Origin of the sequence: Streptomyces sp. OZ13, assembly GCF_052068155.1 — a bacterium.
Lineage (GTDB): Bacteria > Actinomycetota > Actinomycetes > Streptomycetales > Streptomycetaceae > Streptomyces.
In genome coordinates, this window is record NZ_JBQHCZ010000002.1 from 701000 (window position 1) to 725059 (window position 24060).

16 protein-coding genes are annotated in these 24060 nt (G+C 70.3%); 8 read left to right on the forward strand and 8 right to left on the reverse strand.

Annotated elements, in window-relative coordinates:
- Window positions 1-174: 174 nt before the first annotated feature.
- Entirely contained in the window at window positions 175-1386 is a 1212-nt protein-coding gene (locus tag ACTMTU_RS06875; protein WP_441262554.1) for a phospholipase D-like domain-containing protein, read from the reverse strand.
- Window positions 1387-1689: 303 nt separating this feature from the next.
- Here ACTMTU_RS06875 and ACTMTU_RS06880 point away from each other — a divergent pair, with 303 nt between their 5' ends.
- The 3 genes from ACTMTU_RS06880 to ACTMTU_RS06890 all read left to right on the forward strand — a co-directional run bounded on the left by ACTMTU_RS06880 (window position 1690) and on the right by ACTMTU_RS06890 (window position 4458).
- Window positions 1690-2874 (forward strand): PP2C family protein-serine/threonine phosphatase, encoded by a 1185-nt coding sequence (locus tag ACTMTU_RS06880; protein ID WP_441262555.1) that lies wholly within the window; start codon window positions 1690-1692, stop codon window positions 2872-2874.
- Between the two features lie 200 nt (window positions 2875-3074).
- Window positions 3075-3245 (forward strand): hypothetical protein, encoded by a 171-nt coding sequence (locus tag ACTMTU_RS06885; RefSeq protein WP_037775539.1) that lies wholly within the window; start codon window positions 3075-3077, stop codon window positions 3243-3245.
- A 334-nt stretch (window positions 3246-3579) separates the two neighbouring features.
- A complete protein-coding gene (locus ACTMTU_RS06890) occupies window positions 3580-4458 on the forward strand; it encodes a SigB/SigF/SigG family RNA polymerase sigma factor (RefSeq protein ID WP_441262556.1) in 879 nt (292 codons plus the stop codon).
- 49 nt (window positions 4459-4507) lie between these two features.
- On the opposite strand, the gene ACTMTU_RS06895 is transcribed toward ACTMTU_RS06890, so the two are convergent.
- A complete protein-coding gene (locus tag ACTMTU_RS06895; RefSeq protein ID WP_441262557.1) occupies window positions 4508-5023 on the reverse strand; it encodes a MarR family transcriptional regulator in 516 nt (171 codons plus the stop codon).
- A gap of 397 nt (window positions 5024-5420) precedes the next feature.
- Here ACTMTU_RS06895 and ACTMTU_RS06900 point away from each other — a divergent pair, with 397 nt between their 5' ends.
- Window positions 5421-5795 carry an ATP-binding protein gene (locus ACTMTU_RS06900; RefSeq protein ID WP_441262610.1) on the forward strand — a complete coding sequence of 125 codons (375 nt, stop codon included), beginning with the start codon at window positions 5421-5423 and terminating at the stop codon, window positions 5793-5795.
- On the opposite strand, the gene ACTMTU_RS06905 is transcribed toward ACTMTU_RS06900, so the two are convergent.
- On the reverse strand, window positions 5792-6259 hold the full coding sequence (locus tag ACTMTU_RS06905; RefSeq protein ID WP_441262558.1) for a MarR family transcriptional regulator: 468 nt from the start codon (window positions 6257-6259) through the stop codon (window positions 5792-5794). The two genes, ACTMTU_RS06900 and ACTMTU_RS06905, sit on opposite strands and share 4 nt — an antisense overlap.
- Before the next feature lie 269 nt (window positions 6260-6528).
- Here ACTMTU_RS06905 and ACTMTU_RS06910 point away from each other — a divergent pair, with 269 nt between their 5' ends.
- A complete protein-coding gene (locus ACTMTU_RS06910; RefSeq protein WP_441262559.1) occupies window positions 6529-10023 on the forward strand; it encodes a HAMP domain-containing protein in 3495 nt (1164 codons plus the stop codon).
- Window positions 10020-12509, forward strand: coding sequence for a SpoIIE family protein phosphatase (locus ACTMTU_RS06915; protein ID WP_441262560.1), 2490 nt, complete (start codon window positions 10020-10022; stop codon window positions 12507-12509). Before ACTMTU_RS06910 ends, ACTMTU_RS06915 begins: the two co-directional genes overlap by 4 nt.
- Window positions 12510-12594: 85 nt before the next feature.
- Here ACTMTU_RS06915 and ACTMTU_RS06920 read toward each other — a convergent pair whose 3' ends face one another.
- From ACTMTU_RS06920 to ACTMTU_RS06935, 4 genes are all read right to left on the reverse strand, one after another.
- A complete protein-coding gene (locus ACTMTU_RS06920; RefSeq protein ID WP_441262561.1) occupies window positions 12595-13194 on the reverse strand; it encodes a DUF488 domain-containing protein in 600 nt (199 codons plus the stop codon).
- Window positions 13195-13750: 556 nt separating this feature from the next.
- Window positions 13751-14893 carry a mechanosensitive ion channel family protein gene (locus ACTMTU_RS06925; RefSeq protein WP_441262562.1) on the reverse strand — a complete coding sequence of 381 codons (1143 nt, stop codon included), beginning with the start codon at window positions 14891-14893 and terminating at the stop codon, window positions 13751-13753.
- Window positions 14894-15411: 518 nt separating this feature from the next.
- The gene (glpK, locus tag ACTMTU_RS06930) at window positions 15412-16926 is read right to left on the reverse strand and encodes a glycerol kinase GlpK (protein WP_441262563.1); all 1515 of its coding nucleotides are present in this window, start codon (window positions 16924-16926) and stop codon (window positions 15412-15414) included.
- 41 nt (window positions 16927-16967) lie between these two features.
- Window positions 16968-17735 carry an IclR family transcriptional regulator gene (locus ACTMTU_RS06935; RefSeq protein WP_441262564.1) on the reverse strand — a complete coding sequence of 256 codons (768 nt, stop codon included), beginning with the start codon at window positions 17733-17735 and terminating at the stop codon, window positions 16968-16970.
- Between the two features lie 140 nt (window positions 17736-17875).
- Here ACTMTU_RS06935 and ACTMTU_RS06940 point away from each other — a divergent pair, with 140 nt between their 5' ends.
- Window positions 17876-18304: an ATP-binding protein gene (locus ACTMTU_RS06940; RefSeq protein WP_441262565.1), complete on the forward strand. Its 429-nt coding sequence runs from the start codon at window positions 17876-17878 to the stop codon at window positions 18302-18304.
- A gap of 940 nt (window positions 18305-19244) precedes the next feature.
- Here ACTMTU_RS06940 and ACTMTU_RS06945 read toward each other — a convergent pair.
- Complete coding sequence (locus ACTMTU_RS06945) at window positions 19245-21527, reverse strand: acyl-CoA dehydrogenase family protein (protein ID WP_441262566.1); 2283 nt, start codon at window positions 21525-21527, stop codon at window positions 19245-19247.
- A 366-nt stretch (window positions 21528-21893) separates the two neighbouring features.
- Between ACTMTU_RS06945 and ACTMTU_RS06950 the strand changes: the two genes are divergently transcribed.
- Window positions 21894-22580 (forward strand): ScbR family autoregulator-binding transcription factor, encoded by a 687-nt coding sequence (locus ACTMTU_RS06950; RefSeq protein ID WP_441262611.1) that lies wholly within the window; start codon window positions 21894-21896, stop codon window positions 22578-22580.
- The last annotated feature ends 1480 nt before the right edge of the window (window positions 22581-24060 follow it).

Genomic DNA, 24060 nt, shown 5'->3' on the forward strand with positions numbered 1-24060 from the left:
CGGCCAGGTCCGGGCCCCTTGGGTCACACTTCCCGGCAAGCGCCCGATTATCAGGCACCCGATCCGGCCCCGGTTGCAGCGGTCCGCTCTCCGGGACCTGTTTCGGCGGATCCCCTGCCCGGCACCCGGTTCCAGGGAGCCGGCAAGCGCGGGAAAGCGTGCCGGCACGACGAGTCACAGAAAGCGGCGTATCGGGGTGACCGCCGCTTCCCGGAGGCGCTGGACGGGGGAGCGGCGCTTCCAGCGACCATCGACGATACGGTCGCTGACGGCCAGGTCCTCGTCGAAGTCGGCGTCGAGACGCGCGGTGAAGGTCTCGTCGAGGACGGCGAGCATCACTTCCTCGTCGTGGTCGAGCGAGCGGCGGTTGAAGTTGGTGGAACCGACGAGGGAAGCCACGCCGTCCACAGTGATGATCTTGGCGTGCATCATCGTCGGCCGGTAGTGCCATATCGTGACGCCGCAGCCGAGGAGTTGCTCGTAGTGCTGCTGCCCGGCCAGTTGGCACACCCGCTTGTCGGTGTACGGGCCCGGCAGCAGGATTTCGACCTCGACGCCTCGTGCTCTCGCGGCGCAGATCATGTCGATGAAGAAGGAGTCGGGGGCGAAGTAGGCGGTGGCCAGGCGGACGCGCTCCTCCGCGGACTCCAGGGCCACCCGGATCAGGGTCTGCATGTCCTGCCAGCCGATACTCGCGGAGCCGCGGACCACCTGCACGGTCGCGCTTCCGCTCGGCGTGTGCTCGACGAACCGGTCACGGTCGTCGAAGAGCCGGTCGTGGCACTCGGCCCAGTTCTGGGCGAACGAAGCGGCGATGCCGTCGACGGCGGGGCCACGGACCTCGACGTGGGTGTCGCGCCACTCGTGCTCGTTGCGGGCGTCGCCGCACCATTCCTCGGCGATGCCGACCCCGCCGGTGAAGGCGGTCTCCTCGTCGACGACGAGGACCTTGCGGTGGCAGCGGTGGTTCTGCTTGAAGGGCGACAGCCACAACGGTCTTCGGAACCACGCCACTTCCACCCCGGCGCGGTCCATCTCGTCCAGCAGGTCCCGCTCTATGAGCCGGCTGCCGAAGCCGTCGAGCAGCAGGCGGACGCGTACCCCGGCCCGGGCACGCCCGGCGAGAGCGGCGGCGAAGTCGCGGGCGATCTCTCCGCGCCAGTAGACGAAGGTCATCATGTCGACGGTGTGCCGGGCCTCACGGATCGCCGACAGCATGGCCGGGAAGATCTCGTCCCCGTTGCGCAGGACCGTCAGTTCGTTCCCCTCCGTGGCCGCGATCCCGATCAGCCGCTCCAGGCGGCGGCGGATGCGCTGCTTGCGCTCCTGCGTCGAGGAACCGGGCGCTTCACGCCGGCGGTCCGGCTGATCAAGGGTGGTCGACATAGCTCACCTGGTCCGTACGGGCCATGAATGAGGGTCGTGGTCCGTCCACGGCCCTGGGGACGTGACGACTGTACAGACGGAGAGTGGAAGGCCGCAGTGGTGCTCACGTCAACCGCGACCGGCGGCTGCCGGACGGACAGGGTCGGCCGGGCGCCGGAGGACCCCGGGGCTGCGCGGTCCGCGGCGTAGCCTGGGACGTGGGCATGAGGCCGGGCCCCCAGGGCAAAATCCCCGGCGGCCGCAGCCGCGGTTGTACACCGCCGGCTTCCTGGGGTCGCCGGCCCGAACGAGATGCGGGACGACGTGGAGAAATTCGCTGCTGTCGAGAAGGCGCTGCGCACGGCCGCGCCCCACGAACTCGTCGACATCGTGACAGCGGCGCTCGCCGACCACTACGGCGCCCGCCGGACGGAGCTGCGGCTCGCCGACTACGCCATGCGCAGCCTCCAGGCCGTGGAACCCGTGCCTCTCGTCACAGAGCCGGTGCCCGTCAACGGCAGTCCGCAGGGGCGCGCGTTCGGCGCCCAGGAGCCCGTCGTCACGGAGGATCCGGACCACCGGGCGGTCGAGGTGCACCTGCCGGTCACGGTCCGCGGTGGGCGGATGGGCGTGCTGTCCGTCAGCCTGCCGGAGGAGGCGTACACGGCGGCGGTCCTGCCCGAGATCCAGCACATCTGCGACGTCCTGGGCCACGAGATCCTGGTCGCGGAGCGCGACACCGACCTCTACGACCTCGCCCGGCGGGCCGCGCGGCTCACGCTGGCCGCGGAGATGCAGTGGCGGTTGCTGCCCGGCCGCTCCTGCGCCCGCCCCGAGTTCTCGCTCGGCGCACATCTGGAACCGGCCTACGCGATCTTCGGCGACAACTACGACTGGTCCGCCTCCGCCGAACACCTCACGCTCACCGTCACCAACGGAATGGGGGAGGGCATCGAGGCCGCCCTGCTGACCAACCTCGCCGTCAACGCGCTGCGCAACGCCAGACGCGCCGGTCTGGACCTCCAGGGCCAAGCCATGCTGGCCGACCAGGCCGTCCACGCCCAGTACCACGGCCGCGCCCACGTCGCCGTCCTGCTGCTCCGCTTCGACATCGCCACCGGTGAGGTGGAGGCGATCGACGCGGGCTCTCCCCGGCTGTGGCGGCTGCGCGACAAAACCGTCGATTCGATCCCCTTCGAGCAGCAGCTGCCGCTGGGCATGTTCGAGGACACCGTGTACACGCCGCAGCACTTCACGGTGCGCCCGGGCGACCGGTTCCTCATCGGCAGCGACGGGGTGTACGACGCCGCCTCTCCCTCCGGCGTGCGTTACGGCGAGCGGGCGTTGGCACGGTCGCTGACCGGCACGAGGCTCCTGCCGCCCACGCAGGTCCCCGGCGCGGTGCTGCACGAACTCGCCGGGCATCACGGGGAGGTCCCCCTCGAGGACGACGCGCTGGTCGTCTGCCTCGACTGGCACGGACGGCCCGACGCGGAGCACCGGGACTGAGCACCGGCTGCCGGCACCGGCGTACCGCGCCTGGTTCCGTCCGTTTCCGCAAGGACGATCCGCCGACCGGGCCGGTGGACGAAGACACGGCGCCTCACCGCGGGCGAACTCTTTTACCCGGAGTCTTCCTGAAGAAACAACTGCATCAAATGAATGTCAATTCGGGTGAGGGGCACAAGGAATTCCGGAGGTGATGAGAAATGGTTCCCCTGCTTCTCGTCCTGCTGCTTGCCCTGGTCCTTTTCGGAGCCGGTTTCGCGCTCAAGGCGCTGTGGTGGATCGCGGTGATCGTGCTCGTGGTGTGGTTGCTGGGATTCGTGATCCGGCCTGCGGCCTCAGGCGGCCGACGGAGCCGCTGGTACCGCTGGTAGGAATCCGTCCCCTGGTGCGAGCGGCTGAGCGGCCGATGTCCACGTGATCCGCGTATGAAAGGAATTCCCATGGAACCGAACCCTTGGGCCCAGTTCGACGACCCGGCGCGCCGGGAGGGGCCCGGAAGCCCGTACGGCGGCTTCATGGGGTGACTTGCTCGCGGAGGCGGGGCGGACCGGAACGGTGTGTTCCGGTCCGCCCCGCCCGTCGTTCCGGGCCGTTCGGATCCGTAGGTCTGCGCCGTCCCGCAGAGAGCAGAAGATTCTTGCTTTAGGGAAACTGTTGTCGGGTAGGGAAGATCGCGACGGCGTACGGACGACCAGAGGAGACGTCATGGCCACCGCGGCACCGATCAAGGAGCAGCTGACGGAGCGGGGCGAGAAGGAGAGCCCCCTCGACGGCCCCGGCGGGACCGTTCTGCCGCGCGTCGACGAAGCCTCCGAGATGGCACCTGCCGACGCCCGCAGGCTCTCCGCACTGTTCTTCGACAGGCTCCAGCACCTCGAGGAAGGCACGCCGGAGTACCAGTACGCGCGCAACACGCTGGTCGAGATGAACATCTCCCTGGTCCGGTACGTCGCGCGGCGGTTCCGCAGCCGCGCGGAGCCCGACGAGGACATCGTCCAGGTGGGCACCATCGGACTGATCAAGGCCATCGACCGGTTCGACCTCAGCCGTGAGGTCGAGTTCGCGACCTTCGCCGTCCCGTACATCCTCGGGGAGATCAAGCGCTTCTTCCGGGACACCAGCTGGGCCGTCCACGTCCCGCGCCGGCTTCAGGAGCTCCGGCTGGAACTGGTGCAGGCGGTGAACGAGCTCTCCGGGAGGCTGCACCGGACCCCGACGGCAGCGGAGCTGTCGGAACACCTGGGACTGCCCGTCGAGGAGGTCACCGAGGGGCTCGTCGCGATGAACGGCTATGTGGCGAGCTCCTTCGACGTACCGAACACCGAAGGCGGTCCTGACGCCGAGGCCCCCTTCGCGGAGCGCTTCGGCGACCTCGACCCGGCGCTGGGCCTCGTCGAGGACCTCCAGGCGCTCAAGCCGCTGATCGAAGAGCTCGACGACCGGGACCGTCTGATCCTCCGGCTCCGATTCGGCGACGAACTCAAGCAGGCGGAAATCGGCGAGCGGCTCGGGATCTCGCAGATGCAGGTCTCGCGTCTGCTCGCCCGCACACTCATCAGGCTGCGGCAGAAGATGCTCACCTGAGGCCCCTCGGTCCACTGATCGCTCCTGCGCCCGTGCGGCGACGCCGGGGTCAGGCGGAGCGCGCGTCCCCGGTCGGCGGTTTGCGCCAGGGCGCCGGACCCGCGTCGTCCACCGCGTCCTGGAAGCTCGTCAGCCCGTTCAGCAGAGCGCTTCGGTCCGAGGGCGTCATCGTGGCGATCGCTTCCTCCAGCGCCTCCTGACGCCTGGCCCTCAAGTCGCGCAGATACGCCCGGCCCCGGCCGGTCAGCTGCAGTTCCAGCTCCCGCCGGCTGTGAGGGCTCGGGAGCCGCTGCACGAGCCCGAGGGCCTCCAGCCGGTCGCACAGCCGGCTCACGGACGGCGGGGCGGCGTCAAGCAGCTCACCCAGCGTGCGGAGGTTCATCCCCTCCTCGTGGTCGAGGCTGTAGAGCACACGCAGCTGGGAGGCCGACACGGGGGCCGGGGGCACCAAGTCCCTGCCGCGCTCCCAGAGCACCTCCAGAAGCTCGATGAGTTCGCGCGCCCCCCCTGCGGCCCCGGCGGCGGTCTGCCGCCGGGGCCGCGAGGGTGTCCGGTTCGCGTCCATGTCTGGTGACACTCCGTCTCAGAAGTCCTCGGTTCGTGGCGTCGCTCCTGTGCCGCACGCCCTGAGCGGAGCGCCGTCCCCGTCCGCCGGGCTCTGTGAGCGGCATTAGGGAAGGCCGCTCCGCCCGACAACCATATCTTTCGAGCGTCGCTCCCCTTGATCCCCACGTGTAAAGCTCCCCGACCGGGGCCTTGGAACACCTGATTCGTATCCGGGACATGCACGACGATATTTCCGGCCTGCGGGCGGAAAGGTCCGTGGCTTCGCGTTTTCCGGCCCTGGTGTCGTGCACGGGAACAAGGGAACGCGAGTTGAGGACCGTGCTGTGCGAAAAGGAGGGCGAGGCGAGCCGCAGGATGTGCAGCGACACCTCATTGGAAAAGGAGGACCGCAGGTGATGATCATTACCTCGGCGGAAGCGGACATCGGCGATGCCCGTCGCGCCGCCTCGGAATTCGTCGGGCGGGCGGGCCCGGACACGGCCGTCGATGACGTGGTGCTGGTGGTTTCCGAACTGGTCACGAATGCTGTCAAACACACGATCGGCTGGTGGCGGCTGCGTGTCAGCGTGCACAGGCGGCGACTGGTCGTGGACGTGGAGGACGCCAGCTGGGCCCCGCCCGTGCCGCGGAAGCCCGACGAAGGCGCGGTGGGCGGCCGGGGCTGGCAGATCGTTGAGCAACTGGCCGACAGCATCGAGGTCCTTCCCAATTCGGGGGGCAAGACCGTTCGCGCCGTCTGGTCGTGCAGCCGGCCGGGATCCTCGGCCTAACGCCCCTCGCCGGGTTCCCTGAGAAGCCTCCCCAGGCCGCGCAGGCCCTGCAGCAGGTCCGCCCGCCGCGTACCGGACATCGCGTCGAGCGCCTCCGTCAGCTCCAGCTCCCGCTTCTTCCGCAACTCCCGCAGATACGCCCGCCCGCGCGCGCTCAGGCGCAGCTCCAGCTCCCGGCGGCTCGCCGGGCTCGGCGTACGCTCCACGAATCCCAGGCTCTGGAGCCGGTCGCACAGGCGGCTCACCGAAGGCGGGGCGGCTCCCAGCATGTCACCCAGGGTCCGCAGATTGATGCCCTCCTTGCGTTCGAGGGCATATAGCACCCGCAACTGCGAGGCGGACACAGGTGTCGACGCCGTGTCCCGGCCGCGCTCCCAGATGACCTCCAGCACTTCGATCACGTCACATGCCGCCCGTGAGGCTTCGCGGGTACGCGGCGGGGGTGACGCGGGGCTGGAATCCATGCTGCTGTCTCCAGGGGCGGGCTCGGCGGGGTCACACGGGCAGCGGACCCGGTGACGGTGGCGGCGCTGTGCCCATGGCGGAAGCCTATCCTCCGTCCCGGTCGCGCTTTGGTGTACGCCTCGAGCCGGGGTAGTCTGCGGCGTAATTTGCCGTACGACAACCGTCGTACCGAGCGATGAGACGTCGTGGAGGGCGGCCCACCGGTCGAGGGCCGCGGGGAGGGCGCCGCTGCGGCGAGGCGCCCGGCGAGGGGTAGCGAGGAATGGGCATGGCTGAGACTTCTGCCGACAGCTCGAACACGGTGCCGCGCTCACGTGCGCGCGGCGCGGGCAAGGTCGGCGAGTCGGACCTGCGGCAGCTCCTGGCCGGTCTCACGGCCGTGCGTGACGGCGACTTCGGCACCCGGCTGCCCGACGGGGCGAACGGACTCCTCGGCGAGATCGCGACCGTGTTCAACGGCATGGTGGACCAACTGTCGCTGTTCACCTCTGAGGTGACAAGGGTCGCCCGCGAGGTCGGCACCGAGGGCACCCTGGGCGGTCAGGCCGAGATCCCCGGAGTCTCCGGCACCTGGGCGGACCTGACCGACTCCGTCAACGCCATGGCGGGCAACCTCACCGCCCAGGTCCGCAACATCGCACAGGTCACCACGGCCGTGGCGCGGGGCGACCTGTCGCAGAAGATCACGGTCACCGCGCGGGGCGAGATCCTGGAGCTGAAAGAGACCATCAACACGATGGTCGACCAGTTGTCGTCGTTCGCCGACGAGGTGACCCGGGTGGCCCGGGAGGTCGGCACCGAGGGCAATCTCGGCGGCCAGGCCGATGTCAAGGGCGTCTCCGGGACGTGGCGCGATCTGACCGACTCCGTGAACTCGATGGCCGGCAACCTCACCGGGCAGGTGCGGTCCATCGCGCAGGTGGCGACGGCCGTCGCGCAGGGCGACCTGTCGCAGAAGATCACGGTCACCGCGCGGGGCGAGATCCTGGAGCTTAAAGAGACCATCAACACGATGGTCGACCAGTTGTCGTCGTTCGCCGACGAGGTGACCCGGGTGGCCCGCGAGGTCGGCACCGAAGGCCGGCTCGGCGGCCAGGCCCGCGTGCCGAATGTCGCCGGAACCTGGAAGCGCCTCACCGAGAACGTCAACGAGCTGGCCGGCAACCTCACCCGTCAGGTGCGGGCGATCGGGGAGGTCGCCAGCGCCGTCGCGGAGGGTGACCTGACACGGTCCATCACCGTCGACGCCTCCGGCGAGGTGGCCGAACTCAAGGACAACATCAACGCGATGGTCGGCTCGCTGCGCGCGACGACCCGGGCCAACCAGGAACAGGACTGGCTGAAGTCAAGCCTCGCCCTGATCTCCGGACTGATGCAGGGACACCGTGACCTGGCCAAGGTCGCCGAGCTCGTCATGGACGAGCTCACTCCGCTCGTCTCGGCCCAGTACGGTGCGTTCTACCTCGCCGAGGAGACCCCGGACGGCACCGGACTCCGGCGCGTCGGCTCCTACGGGCGTCCCGCAGGCAGCGCCGGCCACGACCGCTTCCAACTGGGTGAGTCCCTCGTCGGCCAGGCCGCCCGCAGCCGGCGGACCATCGAGGTCGACGGCGTCCCCGCCGACTACGTGAGCATCTCCTCAGGGCTCGGCCGGGCAACCCCCGGAAGCCTGATCGTCCTGCCGATCGTCGTCGACGACCAGATCCTCGGCGTCATCGAACTGGCCTCCTTCACCCCCTTCACGCGCATCCACCGGGACTTCCTCGAACAGCTCATGGAGACGGTCGGCGGAAACGTCAACACCATCGTCGCCAACGCCAGGACCGACGAACTCCTCGACGAGTCGCAGCGCCTCGCAAGCGAACTCCAGGCCCGTTCGGAGGAGTTGCAGGTCCAGCAGGACGAACTCCAGCGCTCCAACGCCGAACTGGAGGAGAAGGCCGCCCTGCTGGCCGCCCAGAACAGGGACATCGAAGGCAAGAACCTCGAGATCGAGCAGGCGCGGCAGGAACTGGAGGATCGCGCCCACCAGCTGTCGCTCGCCTCCAAGTACAAGTCCGAATTCCTGGCCAACATGAGCCACGAACTGAGGACCCCGCTCAACAGTCTGCTCATCCTCGCCCAGTTGCTGGCCCAGAACCCGACCCGCAACCTCACCGCAAAGCAGGTCGAGTACGCGGGCATCATCCACTCGGCGGGCTCCGACCTGCTCCAGCTGATCAACGACATCCTCGACCTGTCGAAGGTCGAGGCGGGCAAGATGGACATCAACCCGGAACGGGTCGCCCTCGCCCAGCTGCTGGACTACGTCGACGCCACCTTCCGCCCGCTGACCACGCAGAAGAGCCTCGACTTCACCATCCACACCGCACCCGGCGTACCGGTCGACCTGCTCACCGACGACTCCCGGCTGCGGCAGGTCCTGCGGAACCTGATCTCCAACGCGGTCAAGTTCACCGAACGCGGCAGCGTGAGGGTGCGCATCGAGCCCGCCGCCGACGGCGAGCTCCCCGCCTCCGTCCACCGCGGCGGTGCCGTGGTCGCCTTCCGCGTCGAGGACACCGGCATCGGCATCCCGGAGCAGCAGCTCGAAGCGATCTTCGGCGCCTTCCAGCAGGCGGACGGCACGACCAGCCGCAAGTACGGCGGCACCGGGCTGGGGCTGTCCATCAGCCGCGAGATCGCGCACCTGCTCGGCGGTGCGCTCACCGCACGGAGCACACCCGGCCGCGGCTCCACCTTCACCCTGTACCTGCCCGTGGCCCGCGCCGACTTCCACGACACCCCGGACGGCGGGCACGAGGGACCTGTCGCCGGTGCCGCCCCCCACGACGGCGAGCCGTCGGACGCCCACCGTCAGGCCGTCGACGCCGAGGCGCGAGGACCGCGCCGGCTGCTCGTGATCGAGGAGCGTCCGCGCGGGCTGCTGTCCCTCGTCGCCGAGAGCGCGGTGGCCGAGCTGACCGGCCACGAGCTGGGCGACCGCGACGACATCGAACTGGTCGCGGCGGTCGGCCCGCAGGAGGCGGCAGAGGCACTCGCCACCGCACCGTTCCACTGCGTGGTCCTCGAGCTCGACATGGCGAACAGCGAGGCCCTGCACTTCCTGGACGCCATGGACGGCGACGCCGCGCTGCGGACCGTCCCTGTACTGGCACACAACAACCGCCGCCTCGACGCGGCCGACGAGCGGACTCTCGAGTCGCGTGCTCGCACCCGGCCGCTGGAGCTCCTCTCCAGCCTGGACGAACTGCGGGAACGGATCGCGCTGCACCTGTCCGCCGACCAGCCCGGCGACGTCGTTCCCCTGCGCCGCGGCGAGGAGACCCGCCCCCTCACGCCCCGGAGCGTGGACGACTTTCTCCCCGGCCGCACCGTCCTCGTCGTCGACGACGACGCCCGCAACCTCTTCGCCCTCAGCGGCATCCTGGAACTCCACGGCATCCAGGTCCTGCACGCCGAGAACGGCCGGAAGGGGATCGACGCCCTCGCCGAGCACCCGGACATCGACCTCATCCTGATGGACGTGATGATGCCCGAGCTCGACGGGTACGCCGCGACCGCCGAGATCAGGCGGATGCCCGCCCACGCCGACCTTCCCATCATCACGGTCACGGCGAAGGCCATGCCCGGCGACCGGGAGAAGAGCCTCGCCGCGGGCGCCAGTGACTACGTCACCAAGCCGGTCGACGCCGACGACCTCATCGCCTGTGTCCGCCGCTGGCTGAACCCGAAGTCGGGCGATGGTCTGGTGGTGTCATGACCCCCTCCGAGGACGCGCTCGGTCGGCACGGGGGCCTCGGACCGGCCCCCTGCGGCCATCAGGACGATGCGCCCACCGCCCCGATCGGCGGCTGCGTCGACGCCGGCGCCCGGCGAGTGATCACCACATCGGAAAGAGGGGCGCAGCAGACCACCCCCGTCGGCCGTCTGGCGGCCACCGTCGAAAGGCTTCGGGCACAGGTGCGCGCCGCGCACGCCGCCGCCGACGGCAGGGCGCTGGTCGAACTCGCCAAGGGCATCCTGATCGAGCGGCTGCGTTGCGGTCCCGCACAGGCCGCGCGCCAGCTGGCCGAACTCGCCGACCAGGCTCACCTGTCCCAGCTGGAACTGGCGGCGGACATCATCAACCAGGCCGCCCGCGACCAGGTCACGGAAGTGACGGGCGAGTTCGTCCGGCAGGTGAACCGCGGACCCGGTACCGGCGAGGACACGGGCTCGTCCGTCTCCGTACGGCTGCGCACCGCAGAGAGCGCCGCGCTGGCCGCCGGCGACACCCAGGCCGTCGCCAGGTCCCTGCTCGAGCACGCACTCGCCCCGCTGGGCGCGACGGCCGTGGCCATCTGGACCGCGGGTTCCGACTCCTCCCTCACCCTGCGCGGCCACGCCGGATTCAGCGCCGACGAGGCTGGACGCTGGCGATATGTGCCGCCCGGTGTCGCGACCGTCGCCCGCCAGGCGCTCATCGAGCGGCGTGCCGTGCGGTTCTCGTCCCTGACCGAGGCCCAGGTGCCCTCCATCGGGCAGAAGCAGGCACCCGGCGGCGGCCGCGTCGCCCTGCCCGCCGGTACCGGCGGCCGGATCCTCGGGGTGCTCGAGATCTGCTGGCCCCAGCAGCCGGCCCCGTGGTCACCGGCGGTCGCCCGCCAGATGGAGGCCCTGGCCGAGCTGTGCGCCCACACCCTCGACAGTCTCCCCGCCACCGGCACGGAATTCCCGGCAGTACCGGAGCCCGCCGACGTGGCCGAGCTCGTCGATCTGGCGGACGGTCTCTACGACCCCGCGCTGGTGCTGACCCCGCACATCGACGCGGAGGGCCAGCTCACCGACTTCCGTGTCCGTCACGCCAACAGCAGCTTCGTGGACCCCGCGGGACGCCCCCGCAGCGCCGTCAGCGGGGCCCTCCTGCTGGAGGCGTACCCCATGGCGGCCGGTGACAGCGAACTCTTCGAGAAGATCGAACGCGTCTACGCCACCGGTGAGCCCTTCCGCGCACAGCGCATGACGCTCACCGCGCTCGTGGACCAGGTCCCCCTCGCGTCCGTCGCCGACCTCAGCATCAGCCGGCACGGCGCCAGCGTCCTGCTCATCTGGCGCATCGAGGACGAGACCGCGCGGCTGGCCAGCCTGCTCCAGCACGCCCAGCGCCTCGGACGCATCGGCGGCTTCGAGGAGAACCTCGTCACGGGCGACATCACCTGGAACGGGCAGCTCTTCGACCTGTACGGGCGGGCCGTCACAGAGGACCCGGTGTCGCTGCACGACCTCGCCGAGCACGCACACCCCGACGACACTGTCGCCATCGGCCGGTTCCTGCGGACCGTGCTCCACCACCGCAGACCCACCTCGACGGCCTTCCGCCTCCAGCGTCCCGACGGCGTGACCCGCCACATCCGGGTCATCGCAGAACCGGTCCTCGACGCCGATGACCGTCTGCTCGCCCTGCGGGGGGCCTACCAGGACATCTCCTCCCAGCACTGGACCGAGGTGGCGCTCGCCGCCACCCGCGACCAACTCGCCCACACCGAGCAGGAGTCGGCCGAGCGCAATCGCCTGGCGCTGCAGCTCCAGCACGCCATCATGCCGCCGACCCGCAACCCCCTCGACGCCCCCGGGCTCCAGGTTGCCGTCCGGTACCGTCCGGCGGAGGCCGAGTCGCTGGTGGGCGGCGACTGGTACGACGCCGTCGCCCTGCCGTCCGGGCGGATACTGCTCTGCGTCGGCGACATAGCGGGCCACGGCATCAAGGCCGCGACCGGGATGGTCATCCTGCGCAACGCGCTGCGCGGCCTCGCCGTAACCGGCGCGGGGCCCGGACAGCTGATGTCCTGGCTGAACATCGTGGCCCACCATCTCACCGAACAGGTCACCGCCACCGCCGTGTGCGGACTGTACGACCCGGGGACCCGCGTACTGCGCTGGGCCAGGGCCGGTCATCTCCCGCCCGTGCTGGTGCGCGGACAGCAGGCCGACACCCTGCCGCTGCTCGGCGGACTGCTCCTCGGCGTCATGCCGGACGCCCCGTACCAGGAAGGTGAGGTCCAGCTCGAGCCGGACGACACGCTGCTGATGTACACCGACGGCCTGGTCGAACGCCGGGACACCGCCGTCCAGGCCTCGCTCTCCCAGCTGCTCACGGCCGCCCGGACCCCGGTCGCCACTCTGGACCGCCGACTGGACCTGCTGCTCACGCACAGCAAGTCGGACACCGACGACGACACCTGCCTCATCGGCATCCAGGTGTCCTGATCGCGTACCGGCGCGGCCGTGCCCGCCGGTGCGCACCCGGGGGCACGGGTGAACCTGTCCGGCCAGAGAACGGGCATGAGGGCTGTCATGGCGGCGTACCGGCGTCGTCATACGTACCGGCGCCGTCGTACACGAGGAGGCCGTCGTCGCGCAGACGCGCACCCGGGGTGGGGCTGTGCGGGGTGAGGCGTCCGTCGTGCATGAGGTGGTGGACGTGCACGCCGCGGGCCATGACGGCGAAGTCGGCGATCAGACGCCGGTGGCAGCGCCACCACACCGCTTCGCTGCACATCACCGCGGTGCGCTCCCGCTGCGCCTGGTCCAGGAGGGCGTCCACGGCCGTGACGAACTCCGGGCTGCGTGTGTGAGCCGCGTAGCCGCGGAAGGAGGCGTTGCGCCAGACCGTGTCGGGCGAGTCCGGGGATGGTTTGCGGAAGCCACCCAGTCGCGGCTCCCACCGGTAGGCGATGCCCTCTTCGGGCATCCACCGGCCCAGCCGCTGCCGTGACACGTCCGGATCCCGGCGGCTGCCGGGAGCGGTCCGGACGTCCACGACGGCGGTGACGCCTGCTCCCCGGAGCAGCCGCGCCAGCGTTCCCCGGTCCGCGGTGCTGTGGCCGAAGGTGATCAGTTCGGGCCGGGGCGTCGGAGCACCCTCCGCCGGGTCGGTGCGGTCATGGTCCATACATCGAGTTCAACAGTTCCTGGACCGTCCGGCACGGCCCGGCAGGCCGCGCCTGCTCATACGCCGGGTGATCCGTGATCCGGCTACGTGGCAACGGGAATCCTCGCTGGACTCGTCGAGGAGACCAGCCGGTTCGAACCCCTTGGTGCGGAGCCTGACGGCAAGCCGAACGAGAAGGCTTCTGACCGCTGCAGGTAGAAGATGGCCATGACGCAACCGGGCACACTGACAACCGTCAGGGCGGACCACACATCAGCGCCGACACCTGACGCAGCCGTACCGGCTCGCCGCGTGTGCGGTCCAGCTCGCGGACCGCCGCACGGCAGCTTCGAAGTGATGGTTCACATCAGGGAGCACCGCGGCCGCAGTGACCCCGGGCCGAGCATCGAAACGCCGTCGCGCCTGCGGGGAGGCAAGGCCCGCTGCCACGGCCCGCGCGTACGCGGCGCGTTCGGCTGCGGTGTCGCAGCTGAGTAACCGGCCTGCCGCCGGTGTCGGAGGTGTTGCGATCTGCGCGGAGCGGCTCCTTTGGTGCAGATGAGGGTGCGGTTGCCCGCTAGGGTGCTTGGCCCGCCAATGGGACAGCGTCTTCGTCTCCCGGCCCGGCGGCCGGCCGGAGAGGCTGGACGGCGATCTCGGTGGCCGCGTCCCGCTGATGCGGAATGGTGACCGAGCCGTGTTGGAGCGCGACCGTCCGCGCGGGCGCCGGAATGCGGATGCCTTCCGCCAGGTACCGCTTGTGCAGACGCTTGATGAACTCGTGCTTGATCCGGTATTGGTCGCTGAACTCACCGACCCCCAGGATGACGGTCATGCCGATGCGTGAGTCGCCGAAGGTATGGAAACGCACGGCGGGCTCGTGGTCGGGGACGGCACCGGTGATCTCGGTCATCACCTCCACGACGACCTCGTTGGTCACCCGCTCGACGTGGTCCAGGTCGCTGTCGTAGCCGACGCCCACCTGTACGAGCAGGGTCATCTGCTGCTCGGGGCGGTTGTAGTTGGTCATGTTCGAGCCGGCGAGCCGGCCGTTGGGGATGATGACCAGATTGTTGGAGAGCTCACGGATCGTCGTCTGGCGCCAGTTGATGTCGACGACGTATCCCTCTTCGCCGCTGCTGAGCTTGATGTAGTCGCCTTGCTGGACCGTCTTCGAGGCGAGGATGTGGATGCCCGCGAAGAGGTTGGCGAGAGTGTCCTGGAGGGCCAAGGCGACCGCGAGACCGCCCACGCCCAGGGCGGTGAGGAGTGGGGCTATCGAGATGCCGAGGGTCTGCAGCACCACCAGGCAGCCGATGGCGAGGACAACGACGCGCGTGATGTTGACGAAGATGGTGGCCGATCCGGCGACGCCAGGGCGGGACTGCGTGACCGTACGCAACAGGCCGGTGATCACTCGGGCCGCCGTGATCGTCGTGACGAGGATGAGCAGCACGGTCAGGGACTGGTTGACGTGCCGCTGGACCGTCGTGGTCAGCGGCAGCACCGCGGCCGCAGCCGCCGCGCCCCCAGCTATCGCCGCCCACGGCACCAGCGCGCGCATCGCATGGACGATGACGTCGTCCCCGCTCCAGCGCGTCCTCGTCGCGTGCTTGCCCAACCACAACAGCAGCATGCGGAGAAGGAGCGCAACCAACAGGCCTGCGGCCAAGGCGACCCCGGCCACGATCACGTCGCCGAAGGTGAGGTCCCGGTTCATCGCTCGCCTCCCGAAGGACGCGGCAATCTGCCCACCGGCCGGATTTGATTGTTCGTCACTTGTACCTGCTCGAATCCAGGATGCATTGATCCCGCCGGACGTGCGTACGACATCGGGCGTGGACAGCTCATCCTGCCGCATACGCCTGGCCGCTCGTCACCGGGTCGGTGCAGACCGGCCGCTCTGCCGCAGGATGGCCGGCGGCGACGCTACGGAAGTCCCGCTGGGTCGCCGTCGAACGCAGGCCGCCGTCGCACGGTGCGGAGAATTCCCAGTAGCGCGGCTACCGCCCGAACTCGGCAGCCGCTCAACAGGTCTCTGCATCGGACTCCACCAATGCCGGCCGCAGGGAGCCGTCAGGATGGGTTACCCAGCTGATCCGACGGTCGAGGCGACCTGTCGGTCTCTCGCCCGTCCGATTTTGTGTCCGGCCCGCGTGTAGACACGATGCGGTCTGAATGCTCTTCAGGTCGATCTCACCAGGACGGCGGGTCTTTCGAAGGCCGGCCCCTGGGGTGTCATGACCGCCTCGGCGGCTGGACCCACCCCAGGGACCGCTCCACGGCTCGTTGCCAGCAGTCGTATTCGCGCTCCCGCCGTTCCGCATCCATGTCAGGCAGCCACTGGGCGGCCCGGTGCCAGTTGCGGCGCAGGACTTCCATGTCCGACCAGTAGCCGACCGCGAGGCCGGCGGCGTAGGCAGCGCCGAGCGACACGGTCTCGGCCACCAGGGGCCGTACCACGGGAACGTCGAGCACGTCGGCGAGGAACTGCATGAGCAGGTTGTCGGAGGTCATGCCCCCGTCCACCTTGAGCTGCTGCAGGGCGAGCGCGGAATCGGCGTTCATGGCGTCGACGACCTCCCGTGTCTGCCAGCCGGTGGCTTCCAGGACGGCTCGGGCCAAGTGGCCCTTCGTGATGTACGAGGTGAGGCCGACGATGACGCCGCGGGCGTCACTTCTCCAATGGGGTGCGAACAGACCGGAGAACGCGGGGACGATGTAGCAGCCGCCGTTGTCCTCGACGGTGCGTGCCAGGGTCTCGATCTCAGGTGCACTGTTGATCAGACCCAGTCGGTCGCGGAACCACTGGACCAGCGAGCCGGTGACGGCGATCGGCCCCTCCAGGGCGTAGACCGCGGGCTGCTTCGCGATCTTGTATGCGACGGTGGTGAGGAGCCCGTGCCGGGATCGGACGACGTCGGAGCCGGTGTTCATGAGCAGGAAACTGCCGGTCCCGTAGGTGCACTTCGCCTCGCCGGGCGAGAAACAGGTCTGCCCGAACAAGGCCGCCTGTTGATCGCCGAGGGCGGCCGTGATCGGGATCCCCGGGAGCACGGAGCGGGCCTCGCCGTAGCACTCGGCGGAAGGACGGATCTCCGGCAGCATCTGGTGCGGGACTCCGAAGAACTCCATGAGCTCGCTGTCCCAGGTCAGCGTGCGCATGTCGATGAGCATGGTGCGGCTGGCGTTGGTGGCGTCGGTGATGTGCAGGCCGCCGTCCCTTCCACCGGTGAGGTTCCAGATCAGCCAGCTCTCCATCGTGCCGAACAGCACCTCGCCGTCCCGGGCGCGCTGCTCCAGCCCGTCGATGTGATCGAACAACCAGCGGATCCGGGGCGCGGAGAAGTAGGTCGAGGGAGGCAGGCAGCAGCGTTCCAGGAAGAACTCGTCCCCGTGCCGGTTTCTCAGCTCGTCGACAAGCGGAGCGGTGCGGGTGTCCTGCCAGACGATCGCCTTCCCCAGTGGCACACCTGTCCGCCGGTCCCAGAGCACGGTCGTCTCCCGCTGGTTGGCGATCCCGATGGCGGCGATCTGCCCGGCGTCCACGCCGGCGTGGGACAGTGCCTCCGGCACCACGCGCTGCAGGTTGCGCCAGATCTCCACGGCGTCGTGCTCGACCCATCCGGGCTGAGGAAAATACTGGCGGTGCTCTCGCTGGGCGACCGACACCAGCCCCCCGCGGTGGTCGAACAGGATGCATCGAGTGGAGGTGGTGCCCTGGTCGATGGACATCACATACCGTGCAACCATGATCGGGCCTGCCTTCCGATGTGTCGCGGAGCAGCGGATGTCTACCAGCGCGCCGCGCCCAGTTCTCTGGAGATCGCCCGTGCGGCCTCCCTGAGCAAGGTGATCAGGGCCGGTTGGGGCCGGCCTCCTGAGTCGCAGATCCGCTCGACCGGGCCGGATACGCCGAGCGCGCCCACCACGAGGCCGCCGTGCCCTCGGATCGGCGTGGCGACTCCGGCGTCACCCATGCTCATTTCCTGCACCTCGGAGCCCCAGCCGAGCTCTCGAATCTCGCCGAGCGCCCGGCTGAGATCCTCGGGGAGCACCAGAGTGTGCCGGGTGTAGGCCTCCAGTCCGGCCTTCAGCAGAGGCTCGACGGGCGTGGCCCCGAAGGCCAGCAGGACCTTGCCGAGGGAGGAGGCGTGAAGCGGCAGCAGTGCGCCCACGTCCAGGGTCTGGAGGGTGTCGTCGGGCCGGAAGACGTGGTGGACGATGAGCACCTGCCCCTCCAGGGGTGTGCCCAGGCGGACGGCCTCCCCGCTGCGGGCGGCCAGGGCGTCGGCCCAGTTGAGGGAGCGCGACCGCAACTCGTTGACGTCGAGGTAGCTGGTACCGAGATGGAGCAGCGCCGCTCCGAGCTGGTACTTTCCGGTGGCAGCGTCCTGCTCCACGAAGTCCACATGCTGCAGGGTGCGCAGAATGCCATGAGCGGTGCCCTTGGCCAGTCCGAGCGATGACGCCACCTCGCCCAGTCCCAGCCTGCGGGGACCGGTGGCGAGCAGACGCAGAATCGCCGCCGCCCGTTCTATGGACTGGACCGGGCCGACCATAGGACGATCGTAGTCCGGTCTTCGCCCGAGAACCTCCGTTCGGCAATGCCGACCGTCGTTCATTGACCGACCGTCTCCACCTCCCTAGCGTTTCATCACCCCGGCCACCGGCCGGCAGTGCTTCCGGAGGAGGACGGGCCATGACAGTGGCGCAGCTCGGCGCAGAGCTTCCCGACGACGTCACGTGCGTCTTTCCCCTGCCGCACGTCCCCGAGGCAGTCACGGTGATGCGTCGGCGCCTGCGCGCGGTCCTCGTCGACTGGCACCTGTCGGCGGACGTTGCTGAGGACGTGGTCCTGCTGGCCTCGGAACTGCTCACCAATGCGATCGCCCACGCCCTGCCTCCGGCGACGCTTCGTGTGTCGCGGGTCCTGGTGGACGCTGTCCAAGCCGTACGTGTCGAGGTGACCGATGCGGGACCTGCGGCTCAGGCCGACGGGCCGGCTTCCGGGCTCGACCCGGACGAGCACGGCCGAGGCATCGGAATCGTCATGGCGCTGTCGGCCAGGCATGGTGTGCGGGAGCGTGCCGACGGAAGCACCTGGTGGGCAGACGTGGCCGTGAGATGAGATGACGAAGGCACGACAGGCTCCGCAGAGGCGCGGGGCGCCGTCGCTCGCGCTCGGCCGGAGGCAGACCGCCGTCCGGTCGTCGGTCGGGTGCCGGTCATGTGTTCCCCGGTGTGGGGCCGCCGCCAGCCGGAGACCATTGCATAGTTATGTGCCTTATGTCATAGTTTTGTCATGGATTGGCCTCTGTTCGAGGAACATGACCTGACGACCACTGGAGCCCACCCCCACGCTCCTGCCCCCTTGGTGAACACTGCCCTGGCTCGCGACTGCGACGAGTGCCGCGGCTGGGGAAGCCTGGTGAAGAACGGCCGCTACGAGCTCTGTCATGTGTGTCAGCGCGTGAATGCATAACGGCAGGCTTCCAGTCCGGTGGCACGTGCCGCGCCCGCACGAGTAAGCCAGATAGGGCGCCAGCTCCGCTCGTCAGGCTCCGACGGACAAACAGCCCGGTATCGGCGGTCCGTTCGCGCGACGCCGCCTTGTACGCCGTAGCCACCGGGCCGCCGTCAGTTCGGCAACGCGGTTCGTCGCCGGCCCGGCGGTGCTGCCCCCAGGACGCCCTCGCCGAGATGGCCGCTGCCCAAGAGATCCGACGCGCCGCGCCTCGCAGGCCCCGTGCGCCAAGACCGCACCCAGGCACGCAGCTGACCAGTCGTCACCGCAGACACAGCGCCGGCCCACAGGATCCCCGCCCGCCAGTAGATGCGCACACGCACCTGCTGGCCGGGCGACGTCGGGGGTGAGTTGGAGAAGGAGGCACCTGGCCCTGTCTCGGACGGTTCGGTGGAGTCGGTCGGGGGCCGGGGACGCGGCGGTCAGGACATCGCGGTCCAGCGGGTGTCCCACCGGGCGCCGGTAACGGGTTCAGCGGTGACCCGGCCCGCGCTTCGGCGGGAACTGACGCTGGGGGCTGTGTTTGTCTGTGTTGTGGTTGGTGTTAGTGGGTGGGGGGTGGGGTGGGGGTGTGTTGGTGGGGGTGGTTGAGGGCGTGGGTGAGGGTGGTGAGGTGGGGGTGGAGGGTGTGGTGGAGGTGGTTGATGGTGGTGTGGATTTGGTTGTGGTGGTGGGGGGTGAGGTGGTGGTGGGTGATGAGGTCGGCGGTGTGGGGGGTGAGTTGGTTGAGGAGGTAGAGGTTGGTGAGGTTTTTGAGGTGGGTGTGGGTGGTGGGGTGGGTGGTGTGGTTGAGGGTGGTGAGGAGGGCGTTGGTGGTGTGGAGGGTGGTGTGGAGGTGGGTCATGGTGAGGGCGGGTTGGGTGGCGTTGTTCCAGCGGGTGTGGGGGGTGTGGGGGGTGGTGGGGGTGTGGAGGGCTTGTTTGGTGCGGGTGTGCCAGATGTGTTGGGCGTGTTGGAGGAGGTTTTTGAGGTGGGGGAGGTTGGTGAGGGGGTTGGGGGGTGTGGGGGTGGTGGGGGGTGGGGGTGGGGGGTTGAGGAGGAGGTGGGTGGCGGCTTTGAGGGTGATGAGGAGGTTGTCGCCTTCGGCGGTGATGGTGCCTTCGAGGTGTTGGGTGTAGTGGGCGAGGGGGTTGTGGGGGTGGAGGGCCCAGGCGCCGCAGCGTTCGCGGCAGGTGGTGGTGATGGTGCGGGCGTGGTGGGTGGTGAAGGCTTTGGTGAGGGCGGTGAGGTGGTGGGTTTGTTCTTTGGTGGGGGGTGGGTCGGTGGGGTAGCGGGGGTGGGTGGGGTCGGGGGGTGGGGGGGTGCCGTTGTGGTGGTGGTGGGTGTGGTGGTTGAGGGTGTGGCGGTGGAGGAGGGTGAGGGCGTAGGTGGTGGCGAGGTGGTCGATGAGGGGGGCGTGGTGGGCGCGGTGGGTGGTGAGGGGGGTGGGGGTGTTGTGGTGGGTGGTGTGGCGGTGGTTGGCGTAGTGGACGGCGATGGTGAGGGCGGCGCGGGCGGTGCCGGTGGCGGCGGCGCTCATGCAGAGTTTGCCGAGGGTGACGCGGTCGATGGTGTGGAGGAAGCGTTTTTGGGGGTTGCCGTGGGTGGTGTGGTGGGTGCCGTCGGGGTCGAGGCGGTTGTGGGGGGCTTGGAGGAGGGCGGTGGGGGGGAGTCGGACGTGGGTGAAGGTGGTGATGGCGTGGTCGACGGGGTGGGGGAGGTGGCGGGGTGGCAGGGGGGTGATGTGGATGCCGGGGTGGGGGCCGTTTTCGTCGTGGAGGGGGGTGAGGAAGAGGTGGATGCCGCGGTCGGTGCCGTCGTGGGTGATGAGGCGGGCGGCGACGAGGGCGGTTTTGGGGCCTCCGGTGGTGGTGGTGTTGGGCATGAATTTGGCGGCGCCGGGGGTGGGGGTGTGGAGGGTGAACTCGCCGGTGTCGGGGTGGTGGTGGGCGGTGGTTTTGAGGTGGGCGGCGTCGTTGCCGTGGGCGAGTTCGGTGACGAGGAAGGTGCCGGTGCGTTGCAGGGTGGTGTAGGGGGTGAGGTCGCGGTGTTCGGGGTGGTCGTGGTCGAGGAGGGTGCCGAGGAAGAGGTTGTAGTGGATGCCGGCGAGGGTGCCCAGGGCGCTGTCGGCGATGCCGGTCCATTCGTGGAGGGCGGCGAGGCGGCGGGGGTCGCGGGCGAGGGCGAGGGGGTCGCCGGCGGCGGTGGCGTTGAGCAGGTGCAGGCGCTGGTAGGAGCGGGCGGTGCGCTGGGTGGGGGTGAGGTCGTCCTCGTCGGTGAGGAAGGCGTCGTGGGTGATCAGGGTGCGCCAGGGGGTGTGGATGGTGTCCTGTTCGTCGCCGTCGAAGAGCAGGTGGCGCAGTTCGCGGGTGATGGCGTCGGTGGTGGCCTGGTCGGTGTCGTCGCCGCCGGTGGGCCGGTGGGCCGGGCGGCGGGTGGCGGCGGGCGGTGGCGGGGGGAAGCGGGTGGTGGGGGCGGGAGCGGTGACGGGTGAGGTCGCGCCGGGTCTGCCCCCCGCCCCCAGCCCCGTCCCTATCCCCGCCCCTGTTCCTGCCCCGGCCCCTGACCCTGTTCCGGTCGCCGTCCCTGTTCCGCCGCCCGCACCCGTGGTGATCGTGCCCGCGGCCGTTGCGGTGGGCGTGGTGCGGGGGGCCGTGCCCGTGATGATGCCTGCCCCCGCACTCGCACCTGTGCCCGCACTCGCACCTGTGGCCGTGGCCGTACCGGCGCCGGCCCCCGTGGCCGGGCCGGTGCCGGTGGCCGCACCCGGGGTGGTGGGGGTGGGGGGTGGGGTGGTGTTCTGCCCGGTGGCGGGGGTGGGTGGGGTGGGCTGGGTCAGCAGGGTCATGGCCTCTCCCGCGGGATAGGGGTCGTCCGGTGGTATGGGAAGCGCAGGGCCCCAAAGATACGTACCCACCGGTTTTGTTTTCAAGGCGTTGTGAGGGTTTCGTGGTGACGTGCGTCACAACTGAGGGCGGCGGGGACGGCATATGCCGGGTTCCGTTGCTGGTCGGACGCGATCATTCCGCTTGAAAGGGACCTTTGGGCCCCTCAAGCAAAACCGGCATGGTGGTTTGGTTACCTGTTGTTTACGGGCCGGTGTGCGGTGACGGGTCCGGGGTGTGCTCACGGGCTGTCCGCAGGCCGCTGGGCTGCTAAGATACGAACCCGCCGGTTTCTTTTCGTTGGTGCGGGGATGTCGGAGGTGGTGGTGATGGCGCGGCAGGAGCGGGCCGTGAGGACGCGGCGGGCGATTTTGGTGGCGGCGGCCGAGGTGTTCGACGAGGTCGGTTACGAGGCGGCGACCATTTCCGAGATCCTGAAGCGGTCGGGTCTGACGAAGGGGGCGCTGTATTTTCATTTCGCCTCCAAGGAGGAGCTGGCGCAGGGGGTGCTGGCGGAGCAGGTGCATGCGCTGCCGGATCTGCCGGAGGGTGAGCTGATGCTGCAGACGGCGGTGGACCGGGCGTTGCTGCTGGCGCATCTGCTGCGCCGGGACACCGGGGACCCGATCGTGCGGGGCAGTGTGCGGCTGACGGTGGAGCAGGGTGCGCTGCGTGACGGGCTGGACCGGCGGGTGCCGATGCAGGCGTGGATGGAGCAGACGCAGGTGCTGTTCGAGCAGGCGCAGGCGGCGGGGGAGATCCTGCCGCACGTGGATCTGGTGGGGGCGTCCAAGACGTTCGTGGGCGCGTTCACCGGGGTGCAGGTGCTGTCGAACATCATGACCGGCCGGCAGGACATGACCGAGCGGGTCGCGGATCTGTACCGGTTCCTGATGACGGCGATCGCCGTGCCCGGGGTGCTGGTACGCCTGGACTTCTCTCCCGGCCGCGGGCTGCACGCCTACGAGGAGGCCCTCCGCCGCCGCGACGCCGCGCCGGAGCCCGCCGCCCACTGACCCCCCCTTTTTTCTGCCCCCCTTCCCGGCCGTGCGCCACCGGCACCACCCACGGGCCGCTCCCCGGGCCCGCCCACGGGCCGCTCCCCGGGCCCGCCCACGGGCCGTGCCCGGGCCACCGGTCCCGGCCGGGCGTGCGGGGCATTCCCCAACCACCCGCCTCCGCCCCGTAGTTCGCCGCCCCGCAGCCGCGCCGCTGCCCCCGCCCTCCCGTCGCCGCCGCGCTGTTTGGCAGCTGCCGCAGTCGTGCCCGCCGTCGGGTCCACGGGCGATCGCGGTCCGTGCCGCGCTCGGACCTCCGGCGCCGGCCGGGCGTGCGGGACACTCTCCGACCGCCCGCTCCCGGCCCGTAGTTCACCGTCGCGTTGCCGCACCGGCAGTGGCACTGGAGGTAGAGCTGGTCGCCGGGAGCCGTCCCCTTCCTTGCCGCGGGAGAAGTGGTTGAAGCCGGTCTCGTAGAGCCAGGCCGCGGAGGTGAAGGCCGCAGTCGTGCCCGCCGTCGCGTCCACAGGAGACCACGGTCCGTGCCGCGCTCGGACCACCGGCTCCGACCGGGCGTGCGGGCACTCTCCAATCGCCCGCTCCCGGCCCGTAGTTCACCGTCGTGTCCGCCCGCAGCCGTGCGCGGTGCGGCCGTGCTGGGGCGGCTGCGCCCGGCCCTGGCCGGGCGAGTGCGGGCCTCCTCCAACCACCGAGGGGCGGGCCCTCCAGCCACCTCCCCGGTCCGTAGTCCGCCGTCGGGCTGTCGTCCCGGCCTTGGGTGCCCTCGGCCCGCCGCCGGCTCCGCGCCTTGGCCACCCCTCGGCGGGGCGTGCGGGCACTCTCCAACCGCCCACCTCCGCCCTCCGGTTCATCGTCGTGTCCGCTCCGCGGTTCGCCGTCGCGCTGCGTACCCGCCGCGGTCGTGCCTGCCGCCCCGCTCCGCAGTTCTCCGCCGCCCCGCTGTGGCCGCTGTGCCCGGCCCTGGGCGGGGGAGTGCGGGTCTCCTCCAACCACCGGAGGCGGGCTCCCTCCAGCCGCCCCCGGTCTCGCGGTTCGCCGGCGGGCCGTTGTCCCGGCCTTGGGCGGCGGCAGTCTGCCCCGGGCTCCGCGCTTGGGCCACCGCCTCCCAGCGGTTGCACCCTCCAACCGCTCACTCCGCCCTACGGTTCTCGCCCCCGCACGTTCGCCTCCGTGCAGTCGCTGTTGCGCCCGCCCGGCAGTCGCGCCCGGCGCGGTTGTGCCGGCCGAGGCCGGGCTCGGCCGTTGCCTGCCCTGGCCGGCGTCCGATGCATCCTCCGATCGCCGGGCGTGCCGGCACCCACCAATCACCCCAAGTGCGCAGTCCTGCGGCCGCGCCCGCCGCGCCCGCCTCCAGGGCCGCGCCTGCCGCAGTCGCGCTCGAGCGGCTGCCCGGTCCTGGCGGCCGGCGGGCGGGCCGCTGTCCGAACCCGGCCGGGCACGCAGCCCCGTCCCGTACGTTCGCCGTCGCGGCGCTGTT

Excerpts from the sequence above, each read along its gene's own strand:
- ACTMTU_RS06875 (WP_441262554.1), bottom strand. The coding sequence starts at position 1,386 with ATGTCGACCACCCTTGATCAGCCGGACCGCCGGCGTGAAGCGCCCGGT.
- ACTMTU_RS06885 (WP_037775539.1), top strand. The coding sequence starts at position 3,075 with ATGGTTCCCCTGCTTCTCGTCCTGCTGCTTGCCCTGGTCCTTTTCGGA.
- ACTMTU_RS06890 (WP_441262556.1), top strand. The coding sequence starts at position 3,580 with ATGGCCACCGCGGCACCGATCAAGGAGCAGCTGACGGAGCGGGGCGAG.
- ACTMTU_RS06895 (WP_441262557.1), bottom strand. The coding sequence starts at position 5,023 with ATGGACGCGAACCGGACACCCTCGCGGCCCCGGCGGCAGACCGCCGCC.
- ACTMTU_RS06900 (WP_441262610.1), top strand. The coding sequence starts at position 5,421 with ATGATCATTACCTCGGCGGAAGCGGACATCGGCGATGCCCGTCGCGCC.
- ACTMTU_RS06905 (WP_441262558.1), bottom strand. The coding sequence starts at position 6,259 with ATGGATTCCAGCCCCGCGTCACCCCCGCCGCGTACCCGCGAAGCCTCA.
- ACTMTU_RS06910 (WP_441262559.1), top strand. The coding sequence starts at position 6,529 with ATGGCTGAGACTTCTGCCGACAGCTCGAACACGGTGCCGCGCTCACGT.
- ACTMTU_RS06915 (WP_441262560.1), top strand. The coding sequence starts at position 10,020 with ATGACCCCCTCCGAGGACGCGCTCGGTCGGCACGGGGGCCTCGGACCG.
- ACTMTU_RS06920 (WP_441262561.1), bottom strand. The coding sequence starts at position 13,194 with ATGGACCATGACCGCACCGACCCGGCGGAGGGTGCTCCGACGCCCCGG.
- ACTMTU_RS06925 (WP_441262562.1), bottom strand. The coding sequence starts at position 14,893 with ATGAACCGGGACCTCACCTTCGGCGACGTGATCGTGGCCGGGGTCGCC.
- glpK (WP_441262563.1), bottom strand. The coding sequence starts at position 16,926 with ATGGTTGCACGGTATGTGATGTCCATCGACCAGGGCACCACCTCCACT.
- ACTMTU_RS06935 (WP_441262564.1), bottom strand. The coding sequence starts at position 17,735 with ATGGTCGGCCCGGTCCAGTCCATAGAACGGGCGGCGGCGATTCTGCGT.
- ACTMTU_RS06940 (WP_441262565.1), top strand. The coding sequence starts at position 17,876 with ATGACAGTGGCGCAGCTCGGCGCAGAGCTTCCCGACGACGTCACGTGC.
- ACTMTU_RS06945 (WP_441262566.1), bottom strand. The coding sequence starts at position 21,527 with ATGACCCTGCTGACCCAGCCCACCCCACCCACCCCCGCCACCGGGCAG.
- ACTMTU_RS06950 (WP_441262611.1), top strand. The coding sequence starts at position 21,894 with ATGGCGCGGCAGGAGCGGGCCGTGAGGACGCGGCGGGCGATTTTGGTG.